The organism is Streptomyces sp. ISL-1, assembly GCF_018614585.1.
Taxonomy (GTDB): domain Bacteria; phylum Actinomycetota; class Actinomycetes; order Streptomycetales; family Streptomycetaceae; genus Streptomyces; species Streptomyces maoxianensis.
Genome location: NZ_JAGGOI010000008.1, coordinates 1 through 11,829, shown reverse-complemented (window position 1 = coordinate 11,829; position 11,829 = coordinate 1). Strand labels below are relative to the sequence as shown.

Below are 11,829 nucleotides of genomic sequence, written 5' to 3'. Positions count from 1 at the left end.
CGGTCAGTTGAAGCAAGATGTGGGCGCGCACCGGCATCGGTGCGCGCCCTCGCCGTTCGAGACCCTCTTCACTGGCGCTGCGAGCAGTGCTCCGTCCAACAGACCGCGCAGCGTACGGACGCCGGTCACCGCCCATGCGGCGACGAGGAACGCGTACAGGCCGGCCGCGAGCCATTCGAGGGCCACCAGGCCGGTGTGGTGCGCAAGGCCCTGCGCACCGGTCACGCAGGTGCCGACCGGGAAAGTGAAGGCCCACCAGGTCAGTGCGAACGGCATGCCCTCGCGCGCGGCCCGCACGACCATCGCACCGGCAAGCGCAAGCCACATCAGGGCGAAGCCCATCACGGGAATGCCGTAGATCACGGCGAAGGCGGCGAGCCCTTCGGCGTGCGGTGCCTGGATCGCCCCCGGGGCCACGTCGGCCAGCTTGCTGACGGCGGTGGTCGACTGGCCGAGCGGGCCGAGCACCAGGAAGAGGGTGGGGGTGAGCGCGAGGGGCAGCGGGCCGTGATGGACCAGCCGGGCGAAGATCAACGGCAGGATGAGCAGCGAGGCCAGCAGGCTGAGCCCGAACATCGCGTAGCTCGCCAGCAGCATCGCCTCCCGCCACTGCCCGGCCGGCAGATGCGGGACCAGGAGTGGGCCGAAGGACGCGGAGACCATCGGGGCGACGACGGGCAGGAGCCACACGGGTGAGGCCGTGCCGGGCTCGACCTTGTGGCGTACGACCATCAGATACGGGACGGTTACGGCGGCGGCGAGCCCGGTGAGGGTGCCGCCGCCGAAGAGCGCGGCCGCGCTCGCCACGGCCGCGGGCTCGCCGATCACGTCCTGACCCACGGTCAGGGTGCCGATGCCGACGGCCAGCAGCGCCATCGACAGGCAGCCGTAGAAGGGCGCGACCGCCGGGTCGAGGAAGTGGGCGCGGGCCTGGTCGCGGTGGTGGGTCCAGTGCGCGGCGCGGGCGCCGAGGACGACGGCCAGCAGCGCGGCGGACAGCGCCCACACCGCGGCGCAGGCCGTCCGCAGGCCGGGGATGTCGAGGGGCAGGGCGGCGCCGGCGTTCGCGACGATGGCGGTGCCCATGACGGTCGCGTACCAGTTGGGACCGAGGTGGCGGAGGCCCGGCAGCCGTAGGGCGGTGAGGGCCCACCCGGCGGAGCGGGGGCGGGGACGGGGCTGCGCGGCGACGACCATGCCGTCACCCTCACCCGCGCGAGGGCTCCCCACCAGGGACCTCTTCCCTATGGGCCCATAAGCTGGATTTATGAGCGACGAGCATGAAGAGCGGGTGCCATTGGCGCACCGAGTGCCTGATCTGGGCGCGCTCGAGCTGCTGCTGGCCGTCGCGCGGCACGGCAGCCTGGGGCGGGCGGCCCGCGCGGTCGGTATCACGCAGCCCGCCGCGAGCAGCCGCATCCGCTCGATGGAGCGGCAGCTCGGGGTGGCGCTGGTCGATCGCTCCCCGCGCGGGTCGCGGCTGACGGACGCGGGTGCGCTGGTCACGGACTGGGCGCTCCGGGTCGTGGAGGCGGCGGAGGCGTTCGACGCCGGGGCGCAGGCGCTGCGCGGGCGGCGCGATTCCCGGCTGCGGGTGGCCGCTTCGATGACCATCGCGGAGTACCTGCTGCCGGGGTGGCTGATCGCGCTCAGGGCCGGGCGCCCCGGCACGGCGGTCTCGCTGCTCGCCGGGAACTCCGCGGTGGTGGCTCAGCGCCTGCTCGCGGGCGAGGCGGACCTGGGCTTCGTGGAAGGCCTGTCCGTGCCGGACGGCCTGGACGGGGCGGTCATCGGCCACGACCGCCTGCTGGTGGTGGTGGCCCCGAGCCACCCGTGGGCCCGCCGCCGCGCCCCGCTGACCCCGGCGGAACTGGCGGCCACGCAGTTGATCCTGCGCGAACGGGGCTCGGGCACCCGCCAGGTTCTCGACTCCGCGCTGTCCGCCCACGGCGGCCTCGCCGAACCGCTGCTCGAACTGGCCTCCACCACCGCGGTCAAGGCGGCGGTGGTGAGCGGCGCGGGCCCGGCGGTACTCAGCGAACTGGCGGTGACGGAGGAACTGACGGCGCGGCGCCTGACGAGCATCCCCCTGGACTCGGTCGACCTGCGCCGCGACCTGCGCGCGGTCTGGCCGACCTCCCACCGCCCGACCGGCCCGGCGCGCGACCTGCTGACGCTGACTCGCGGGGGGTCGAAGCCGGGCTGACGGTCGAAACCGGGCTGACGGTCGAAGCCGGGCTGACGCTCGAAGCCGGGCTGACGGGGCGGAGGGCACCCGCCCCTTACCCCGCCGCGCGGACCAGCGCCGACATCACCCGCATGTCGTCCCCCGCCTCCGGATGCCACTGGACCCCCAGCGCCCATCCCGCCCCCGGCAGCTCGACCGCCTCCACCGTGCCGTCCTCGGCGTGCGCGCTCGCCACGAGGGTGTCGGCCAGGTGGTCCACCGACTGATGGTGGTACGTCGGGACGGACGACTCCTCCGGGACGATTTCCGCGTACCGCGTCCCCGGGACCGGCTTGACGGTGTGGGCGCCGAAGACGCCCACACCCCCGATGTGCCCGTCCAGGTGCTGGACCAGCGTCCCGCCGAGTGCCACGTTCAGCAGTTGCATGCCCCGGCAGATCCCCAGCAGCGGCGTCCCGGACGCCAACGCCGCCCGGATCAGGGCCAGTTCCCACGCGTCCCGGTCCCGCGCCGGCGGGCCCGTACGCTCCTCGGGCTCGGCCCCGTACCGTACGGGCTCGACATCCGCTCCGCCCGCGATCACCAGGCCGTCCAGTCGGGAGACGACCGACTCTGCCTGGGCCGGGTCGTCGGGCGGGAGGAGTGCCGCGAGGCCGCCGGCCGCCTGGACCAGGCGGGGGTATCCGGCCGGCAGCAGCGCCGCGGGCATCTCCCACACGCCCCAGGCGGCGGGCTCCAGGTACGTGGTGACGCCGATGAGCGGCATGGCCACAGTGACTCCGATCCTTTCATCCTGTTTGTTTCAGGTTCAGTCCAGTTTGATTGATTTCGTTCCGGTTCAGTCCCGTTCGAGTTCGGCCTCGGCCGCCGCCAGCGCCGCGAACTCCTCCTCCGGAGCTTTCGCCACCAGATGATGGCGGCTGTAGATCGCGAAGTAGGCGAGGGCGACGGCGTAGACGCCCAGCGCGATGAAGGCGGCGTCCTTGTCGACCAGGAACGTCGCCACCAGCGCGGACAGCGCGAGGATGAAGGCGACGGACGAGGTGACCATGCCGCCGGGCGTGCGGTAAGGACGCGGGAGCTCGGGCTCGCGGCGGCGCAGAACGATGTGCGACAGGGCCATCAGCGCGTAGCTGATCGTGGCGCCGAAGACCGCGATGTTCAGCATCCGCGCGCCGTTCCCCGTCCCCGCCGCCAGCGCGAAGCCGATCGCGCCGGGAATCAGCAGTCCGAGGTACGGCGACTTGCGGCGGCTGGTGAGGGAGAGGAAGCGCGGCAGATAGCCGGCCCGGGAGAGCGCGAAGAGCTGGCGCGAGCCTGCGTAGATGAGGGAGAAGAAGGAGGCGACCAGGCCCGCCAGACCCGCGTAGTTGACGAAGCGGCTCAGCGGCGTCGGGTCACCGCTTCCCTGCAACGCCACCACCAGCGGATTTCCGGCCTCCTGGATCGCGTTGGAGCCGCGTGCGCCGGTCGAGGCGATGAAGGTGACCACTGCCAGCAGCGCCAGGATGCCCATGGATATGGCGAGCGCCCGCGGCATCGAGCGCACCGGGTCCTTCGCCTCCTCCGCCGCCAGCGGCACGCCCTCGACACCGAGGAAGAACCACATGCCGAAGGGGAACGCCGCCCATATGCCGAGCAGGCCGAACGGCAGCCAGGAGCCAGAGCCGAAGGCGTCCTTGTCGACGGGGATGTCGTCCAGGCCGCCCGCGCTGAAGTCCGTGAGCGCGCCCACCGCGAAGATCAGCAGCGCCGCGACCGCGATCGCCGTGACCACCAGGCTGAAGCGCAGGGCCTCGCCGACGCCCCACAGGTGGATCCCTATGAAGATCACGAAGCAGGCGAGATAGACCGGCCAGCCCGACTCCAGGCCGAACAGCTTGAGCGACTCGACGTAGTCGCCGATGAAGATGCAGATCGCGGCGGGCGCGAGGATGTATTCGATGAGGATCGCGGTGCCCGTCAGGAACCCGCCCCAGGTGCCGAGTGCGCGGCGGGCGAAGCCGTAGCCGCCGCCCGCCGTCGGCAGGATCGCCGACAGTTCGGCGAGTGCGAAGACCAGACAGGCGTACATCGCGCCCATCAGGAGGGTGGCGATCGCGAGCCCGCCGAAGCCGCCCTTGGACAGGCCGATGTTCCAGCCGGAGAAGTCGCCGGAGACGACATAGGCGACGCCGAGCCCGGTGAGGAGCAGCCATCCGGCGCTGCCCCTGCGCAGGGTGCGCCGGTTCAAGTAGGTGTCGTCGGTGGGGGACTTGTCGCGTGTGGTGGTGCCTTCGGCCATGAGTCGCTCCTGGCAGAGGTCAATGGTTTGTGCGGACACCATTGCGGCAGGGATCCGTCATGCGCAAGCCCTGCGCGTAAACCCGCGGTTACGGTTCGGTCGCGAGGAAAGTGTCAGGAGAGGAAGCCGCGCAGCAGCGCCGCCGTCCCCTCGCAGTGCTCCCGCATCACCTCGCGCGCCGCGTCCGCGTCCCCGTCGAGCACGGCGTCGACCAGCGCGGTGTGCTGATGCTGCGAGTGCTCGAGGTTGCGTACGAGCAGCGGAATGCAGTCCAGCAGATCGTTCAGCGTGGCACGCGCCGCGGCGTAACGGGCGGCCAGTGTGGGGGAGCCCGACAGCTCGGCGATGGTCAGATGCAGCAGTGTGTCCTGGCGCCGGTACTCGGTGAGCGGGGCGTCATGCGTCGCGGCCAGGGCCGTACGCAAGCGGTCCGCGCCCTCGTCGGACAGTCCGTGCGCGGCGCAGAGCCCGGCGGCCCCCACCTCGAGCACCTCGCGGAAGCGCAGGGTGTCCTCGACGTCCACCTCCGCCACGCGCCTGCGCAGTTCGTCCTCGCCGTGGGCGTCGGGGCGGTGCAGCACGAACGTTCCGCCGTAGCGGCCGCGCCTGCTCTCCACGAGTCCCTGGTCGGTGAGCACCTTCAGTACCTCGCGCAGCGTGACCCGGCTTATCCCCATTCGTTCCGCGAGTTCGCGCTCGGCGGGCAGTCGTTCGCCGCCGGCGACCAGCCCGAGGCGCAGCAGCTGAAGAATCTGCTCCAGTGCTTCCTCGAAGCCGTTGCCCGCGCGCACAGGGCGCAGCACGGGTGTCAGCGGGTCGGCCGCATCGCTCTTCTTCACCACGTTGCCGTTTCCTCTTCCCATGCAATGGTCTTCAGTAATACCTTATGGCTTCCGGCTGACCCAAGGAGGCGTAATCCCGTGGCAGACCGCAAACCCCCGCTCGGGGTCGAGGAGCTTCGTGCCCTCGTCGCGAGCGGTGAGATCGACACAGTCGTCCTGGCCTTCCCCGATATGCAGGGCAGGCTCCAGGGCAAGCGGTTCGCCGCGCCTTTCTTCCTGGACGAGGTCCTGGAGCACGGCACCGAGGGCTGCAACTACCTCCTCGCCGTCGACACCGAGATGAACACCGTCGACGGCTACGAGATGTCCTCGTGGGAGCGCGGCTACGGCGACTTCGCGATGCACCCCGACCTCACCACACTGCGCCGGGTCCCCTGGAACGAGGGCACCGCGCTGCTCGTCGCCGACCTCGCCTGGAACGACGGCTCACCCGTCGTCGCCGCGCCCCGTCAGGTCCTGCGCCGCCAGCTCGACCGCCTCGCCGAGCACGGCTTCACGGCGCACGTCGGCACGGAGCTCGAATTCATCGTCTTCAAGGACACCTACGAGGAGGCCTGGGACCGCAACTACCGCGACCTCGTCCCGGCCAACCAGTACAACATCGACTACTCCGTCCTCGGCACCGGCCGCATCGAGCCGTTGTTGCGCCGGATCCGCAACGAGATGGCCACCGCCGGACTGGTCGTCGAGTCCGCCAAGGGCGAGTGCAACCCCGGTCAGCACGAGATCGCCTTCAAGTTCGACGAAGCCCTGGTCACCTGCGACCAGCACGCCGTCTACAAGACCGGCGCGAAGGAGATCGCCTCCCAGGAGGGCGTCTCGCTCACCTTCATGGCCAAGTACAACGAGCGCGAGGGCAACTCCTGTCATATCCACCTCTCGCTCCAGGACGAGACCGGCGCGAACATCATGGCGGGCGATGGACCCGGCGGAATGTCGCAGGTCATGCGCCACTTTTTGGCCGGACAACTGGCGGCGCTGCGTGACTTCTCGCTGCTGTACGCGCCCAACATCAACTCGTACAAGCGCTTCCAGCCCGGCTCCTTCGCGCCCACCGCCGTCGCCTGGGGCTACGACAACCGCACCTGCGCGCTTCGCGTCGTCGGCCACGGCCGCTCCATGCGGTTCGAGAACCGGCTGCCGGGCGGCGACGTCAATCCCCACCTGGCCGTCGCGGGCCTGGTCGCGGCCGGTCTGTACGGCATCGAGCAGCAACTTGAACTGCCGGAGGAGTGCTCCGGGAACGCGTACACCGCCGGATATGCGCAGGTGCCCACCACGCTGCGCGAAGCCGCCGAACTCTGGGAGACCAGCCCCATCGCCAAGGCCGCATTCGGTGACGAAGTCCTCGCGCACTACCGCAACATGGCGCGTGTCGAGCTCGAAGCCTTCGACGCCGCGGTGACCGACTGGGAGCTCCGCCGCTCCTTCGAACGTCTGTGAGGCACGTTTTGCCGTACGCGTACCACGAGGTGCTCAACCCCGCGACCGGGCAGATCGTCGAAACCGTCCGGGCGACGACGGCCGCCGAGGTCGACGCCGCCGTCGCACGGGCCGCGAAGGCCCAGCAGGGCTGGGCCGCCGCCGCACCCGCCGACCGGGCCAGGCTGCTGCGCCGCTTCGCCGCCGTCGTCGACGAACACCTCGAAGAACTGGCCCAGTTGGAGGTGCGGGAGGCCGGGCACACCATCGGCAACGCTCGCTGGGAAGCGGGCAACGTCCGCGACCTCCTCGACTTCGCGGCCGGGGGAGTCGAGCGCCTGAATGGCCGTCAGATTCCCGTCGCGGGCGGCCTCGACATCACCATCCTCGAACCGCTCGGCGTCGTCGGCGTGATCGCGCCATGGAACTTCCCCATGCCGATCGCCGCCTGGGGCACGGCCCCGGCACTCGCCGCCGGTAACGCCGTCCTGCTCAAGCCCGCGGAGACCACCCCGCTCACCGCGCTGCGGCTGGCCGAACTCTCCCTGGAGGCAGGCCTGCCCGAGCACCTCTTCCAGGTGCTGCCCGGCGCGGGCGAGGAAGCGGGCAACGCGCTGGTCGAGCACCCGGGCGTCGCGAAGATCGTGTTCACCGGCTCCACCCGCGTCGGCAAGCAGATCATGGCCAAGTGCGCGGACCGCGTGAAGCGTGTGACCCTCGAACTCGGCGGAAAGAGCCCCAACATCGTCTTCGCCGACTCCGACCTCGAAGCCGCGGTGGCCGCCACCCCCATGTCCTTCCTGGACAACAGCGGCCAGGACTGCTGCGCGCGCACCCGAATCCTGGTGCAGAGCTCGGTCTACGACCGGTTCCTCGACCTTCTCGCCCCGGCGATCGAGTCCGTCGTCGTCGGCGACCCGGCCGACGAGAACACTCAGATGGGCCCGCTGATCTCGCGGGCGCAGCTGGAGCGGGTACGTGCGTACGTCCCCGACGGCTTCAAAGCGATCCGCGGCACCGCCCCCGAGGGACCCGGTTTCTGGTTCCCGCCCACTGTGCTCACCGACCTGGCGCCGGACGCCCCCGCCGCCTGCGAAGAGGTCTTCGGCCCGGTCGCCGTGGTCCTGCCCTTCGAGGACGAGGCCGACGCGATCCGGCTCGCCAACGCCACCGAGTACGGCCTGTCCGGCTCCATCTGGACCCGCGACGTGGGCCGCGCGATCCGCGTTTCCCTGGCCGTCGCCGCCGGCAACCTCTCCGTCAACTCCCACTCCAGCGTTCGCTACTGGACGCCGTTCGGCGGCTACCGGCAGTCCGGCCTCGGCCGCGAACTCGGCCCCGACGCCCTCACCGCTTTCACCGAGACCAAGAACGTCTTCATCAACACGGAGGCCTGAAGCCATGACCGCCCAGAACATCTGCCGCCGCCTGGTCGGCCGTACCGCCGTCATCACCGGCGCCGGCAGCGGCATCGGCCTGGCCACCGCGCGCCGCCTCGCCACCGAGGGCGCCAACGTCGTCTGCGCGGACATCGACGAGACCGCGGGCAAGGCCGCGGCCGACGAGGTCGGCGGCACGTTCGTACGCGTCGACGTCACCGACGCCGAGCAAGTCGAGGCGCTGTTCAAGACCGCGTACGACACCTACGGCAGCATCGACATCGCCTTCAACAACGCGGGCATCTCGCCGCCCGACGACGACTCGATCCTCACGACGGGCCTGGAGGCCTGGAAGCGCGTCCAGGACGTCAACCTCACCTCGGTCTTCCTGTGCTGCAAGGCCGCGATCCCGTACATGCAGCGCCAGGGCCGCGGCTCGATCATCAACACCGCGTCGTTCGTGGCCGTCATGGGCGCGGCGACCTCCCAGATCTCGTACACCGCGTCCAAGGGCGGCGTGCTCGCCATGTCGCGCGAGCTCGGCGTGCAGTTCGCCCGCGAGGGGATCCGGGTGAACGCCCTGTGCCCGGGACCGGTCAACACCCCGCTGCTGCAGGAGCTGTTCGCCAAGGACCCGGAGCGCGCGGCGCGCCGCCTGGTGCACATCCCGGCCGGACGGTTCGCGCAGGCGGACGAGATCGCCGCCGCCGTGGCCTTCCTCGCCAGCGACGACTCCTCGTTCATCAATGCGACGGACTTCCTCGTCGACGGCGGAATCGCGGGCGCGTACGTTACTCCCGTGTAGAAGCACTCCCGTTGCAGAACCACGGAAGCGGCCCCCTAGGGTGGCCGGATGAGCATGACGACCCCGGCGGGCTGGTACCCGGACCCCAACGTGCCCGGCAGCGAACGCTGGTGGGACGGGGCCGCCTGGAGCGCGCACACACGCCCGGTCCAGGCGCACGCCCCGGTCCAGGCACAAGCGCCGGTCCAGGCCGCCGGGTTCGGCCCGCCGACCGTGCCGGCGCGGCAGGCCCCGCACGCAGGCGCGGGCGGCGGCAGGGTGCGGCTGGTGGCGCTCGCCGCCGCGGGCGTGGTGCTCGTCGGGGCGGTCGCCACCGGCGCCGTGCTGCTCGGGAAGAACGACGGGCCGGCGAAGCCCGAGACCGCACCGAGCGTCAGCGAGCCGGCCACGACCACGGCGGACCCCACGAACAGCCCCGCCGCCGGCCCGTCCGCGGGCGACGACTCCGCGCTGCTGACCGACCAGCTCAACGGCATCACCATGCCCGTCCCCCAGGGCTGGGAGAAGTCCGACAGCACCCTGGACGAGGGCACCACGATGGTGACGGACGAGACGTACGACTGTCCGGGAGGCGGCGCCTCGTTCTGCCGGCACGGCCGGGTGTCGTCGATCACCGCCGCCCAGACCGATGTGAACTCGCCCGCGACGCTTGCCGAACAGGACATCGTGACGGCGGCGGACAAGGCGTACGACGAGGACACCCTCGGCACCCGCATCCACGGCGGCATCAAGTCCCACACCGTGCTCAAGTCGCAGTCCGTCGCCGTCGCCGGACGGGCGGGCTATCTGGTGCGCTGGCGGGTCACCACCGGAGCGGGCCCCGGCGGGTATGTCCAGTCGCTGGCCTTCCCCTCGACGGTGGGCACCGGGGCGATGGTGGTCGTCCGCTTCGCCTTCGACGCGGGTCCGGACGGGCCGAAGCTCGCCGACATGGACAAGATCGCCGCGAGCATCCGCCCGATCGGCGACTCCACGAGCGGCGGAGTCGGCAGCAGCATCGGTCCCGGCTGAGGAGCCACCGTGGCGTACTGAGCCCCGGTCCTCACAGGTGAGCCCCGGTCCTCACAGGAAGGTGCGGCCCTCGCCCCGGTACGTGGGCGCGGTTCCCGTAACCCGGTCACCCTCGATCAGCTGCAGCGTGTCGAAGCGCTCGCACAGCTCCCCGGCCTTGGCGTGCCGGAACCACACCTTGTCGCCGATCAGCAGATCGTCGGCGGCCGAGCCGAGCAGTGGGGTCTGTACCTCGCCGGGCCCCTCCTGCGGGTCGTATTGCAGCCCCTCCGGGAGATACGGGACGGGCAGCCGGTCCGCGCCGGCCGCGCCCGACGCCGGGTAGCCGCCGCCGAGCACCGTCACCACGCCCACGCCCGGTCTGCGCACCACGGGCTGGGCGAAGAGCGCTGCAGGACGCCCCGTGAACGACGTGTAGTTGTCGAACAGCCGCGGGACATACAGTCCGGACCCGGCGGCGATCTCGGTCACCGCGTCCTCGGCCGCGGTGTGCTGGACGCTGCCGGTGCCGCCGCCGTTGACGAACTCCAGGTCCGGCGTCACGGCCCGTACCGCCCGCACGACCGCGGCCCGCCGGGCCGCCAGCTCCTTACGGGCCGCGGACTGCATCAGCCGTACGGCCCGCGACCGCAGCGGACTGCCCGCCACGGCGTCCCCGACCCCCGCCACATGCCCCTCGTACGCCATCAGGCCCACCAGCCGGAAGCCCGGGCGACGCCCGATCGACCGCGCCAGCTCAGCCAGCTGGGCGGGCTCACGCAGCGGCGAACGCCGGGCCCCGATCCGTACCCTGCCGCCCAGCAGGTGCAGCGCGGTGTCCAGTTCCAGACAGACCCGGATCTCCTCCTTGCCGCCGGCCCGCGAGCGGTCGATCAGTTCCAGCTGCGCCGCGTCGTCGACCATCACCGTCACGGCGGCCGCGAGCTTGGGGTCGCCCGCGAGCTCCGCGAACCCACTCCGGTCCGCGGACGGGTAGGCCAGCAGTACGTCGTCGAACCCGGCCCGCGCCAGCCACAGCGACTCGTCCAGGGTGAACGACATGATCCCCGCGAATCCGTCGCGCGCCAGCACCCGCTCGAGGAGTGCCCGGCAGCGAACGGACTTGCTCGCCAGCCGGATGGGCTTGCCGGCCGCTCTGCGCACCAGGTCGTCGGCGTTGGCGTCGAACGCGTCGAGATCAACGACGGCGAGCGGCGCGTCGAGATGGGCGGTGGCCCTGTCGTAGCGGGCCCGGTCCGCGGCACGGGGAGTCATGGGCTGAGCTTGCCAGAGTGAATTACCGCAGGGTAGGGGGACGTTTTGGGCAGATCCCCCCGGACCCCTGGTCTCGTTGCCGCGGCGCGTCTTCCAGCCCGTAGAGTGACGCCCGAGCGGTGACGAACGGGCCTGCCCCGAAAGGCGATCCGTTGGTGTTCGTGGACGAGATTTCAGGGGGGCGGCATGAGCACGGAGGCGCAACGCCCTCCCGGCCCGGCCTCTTCTCAGCCCGCGGACGGGGAACCGTCGCCGAGTACCTCCCGCATTACGGATGCGCTGGTCCCGCCGAAGCCGAGGGCGCTGCGGCCGTCGAGCATCAGGGACCTGGTTCCCCCGGAACCGCTTCTCCCGCCGCCGGGGCCGACGGCCCCGCGAAGCCCTGAGACACCGGTGGACGCGTCGTCGGCCGAAGCCCAGGCGGGGCGGACGGCTACTGCGCCACGGCGGCCCGCGTCCGAGGCCGACGGCCCCGGCCGGACCGAGCCGGACGCTGCCACCCCTGACATCCGGCCCTCGCCTGTGCCCGAGCCGGACGCCCGCTACGGGCCCGCTGACGGCACGCGCCGCCCGTCCCCCTTCCCGCTGCCGCCGCGTCCGGAGGTGCCGTCTGCCCGCGCGGGCGCGCCCGAGCCGCCGCGACC

Annotated in this window: 10 protein-coding genes; 5 read left to right on the top strand and 5 right to left on the bottom strand. The window is 71.6% G+C overall.

Going from position 1 to position 11,829, the window contains the following annotated elements; genetic code table 11:
- Positions 1 to 3 precede the first annotated feature (3 nt).
- Positions 4 to 1,197 carry a TDT family transporter gene (locus tag J7E87_RS07745; RefSeq protein WP_215091716.1) on the bottom strand — a complete coding sequence of 398 codons (1,194 nt, stop codon included), beginning with the start codon at positions 1,195 to 1,197 and terminating at the stop codon, positions 4 to 6.
- Between the two features lie 70 nt (positions 1,198 to 1,267).
- Here J7E87_RS07745 and J7E87_RS07740 point away from each other — a divergent pair, with 70 nt between their 5' ends.
- On the top strand, positions 1,268 to 2,206 hold the full coding sequence (locus tag J7E87_RS07740) for a LysR family transcriptional regulator (protein WP_215091354.1): 939 nt from the start codon (positions 1,268 to 1,270) through the stop codon (positions 2,204 to 2,206).
- A 76-nt stretch (positions 2,207 to 2,282) separates the two neighbouring features.
- On the opposite strand, the gene J7E87_RS07735 is transcribed toward J7E87_RS07740, so the two are convergent.
- From J7E87_RS07735 to J7E87_RS07725, 3 genes are all read right to left on the bottom strand, one after another.
- Positions 2,283 to 2,960 (bottom strand): gamma-glutamyl-gamma-aminobutyrate hydrolase family protein, encoded by a 678-nt coding sequence (locus tag J7E87_RS07735; protein WP_215091352.1) that lies wholly within the window; start codon positions 2,958 to 2,960, stop codon positions 2,283 to 2,285.
- A 66-nt stretch (positions 2,961 to 3,026) separates the two neighbouring features.
- A complete protein-coding gene (eat, locus tag J7E87_RS07730; protein WP_215091350.1) occupies positions 3,027 to 4,472 on the bottom strand; it encodes an ethanolamine permease in 1,446 nt (481 codons plus the stop codon).
- A gap of 113 nt (positions 4,473 to 4,585) precedes the next feature.
- Positions 4,586 to 5,335: a FadR/GntR family transcriptional regulator gene (locus J7E87_RS07725; RefSeq protein WP_215091348.1), complete on the bottom strand. Its 750-nt coding sequence runs from the start codon at positions 5,333 to 5,335 to the stop codon at positions 4,586 to 4,588.
- A gap of 57 nt (positions 5,336 to 5,392) precedes the next feature.
- Here J7E87_RS07725 and J7E87_RS07720 point away from each other — a divergent pair, with 57 nt between their 5' ends.
- From J7E87_RS07720 to J7E87_RS07705, 4 genes are read left to right on the top strand one after another with little or no spacing between them, the layout of a single operon-like run.
- Positions 5,393 to 6,757: a glutamine synthetase family protein gene (locus tag J7E87_RS07720; RefSeq protein ID WP_215091346.1), complete on the top strand. Its 1,365-nt coding sequence runs from the start codon at positions 5,393 to 5,395 to the stop codon at positions 6,755 to 6,757.
- Complete coding sequence (locus J7E87_RS07715; protein ID WP_215091713.1) at positions 6,724 to 8,133, top strand: aldehyde dehydrogenase family protein; 1,410 nt, start codon at positions 6,724 to 6,726, stop codon at positions 8,131 to 8,133. The genes J7E87_RS07720 and J7E87_RS07715 overlap by 34 nt, the downstream gene beginning before the upstream one ends.
- Before the next feature lie 4 nt (positions 8,134 to 8,137).
- Positions 8,138 to 8,920 (top strand): 3-oxoacyl-ACP reductase, encoded by a 783-nt coding sequence (locus J7E87_RS07710; protein WP_215091343.1) that lies wholly within the window; start codon positions 8,138 to 8,140, stop codon positions 8,918 to 8,920.
- A gap of 48 nt (positions 8,921 to 8,968) precedes the next feature.
- The gene (locus J7E87_RS07705) at positions 8,969 to 9,931 is read left to right on the top strand and encodes a DUF2510 domain-containing protein (RefSeq protein ID WP_215091341.1); all 963 of its coding nucleotides are present in this window, start codon (positions 8,969 to 8,971) and stop codon (positions 9,929 to 9,931) included.
- 51 nt (positions 9,932 to 9,982) lie between these two features.
- Here the strand turns inward: J7E87_RS07705 and J7E87_RS07700 are convergent, their stop codons facing one another.
- Positions 9,983 to 11,185 carry an amino acid deaminase/aldolase gene (locus tag J7E87_RS07700; RefSeq protein ID WP_215091338.1) on the bottom strand — a complete coding sequence of 401 codons (1,203 nt, stop codon included), beginning with the start codon at positions 11,183 to 11,185 and terminating at the stop codon, positions 9,983 to 9,985.
- Positions 11,186 to 11,829 lie beyond the last annotated feature (644 nt).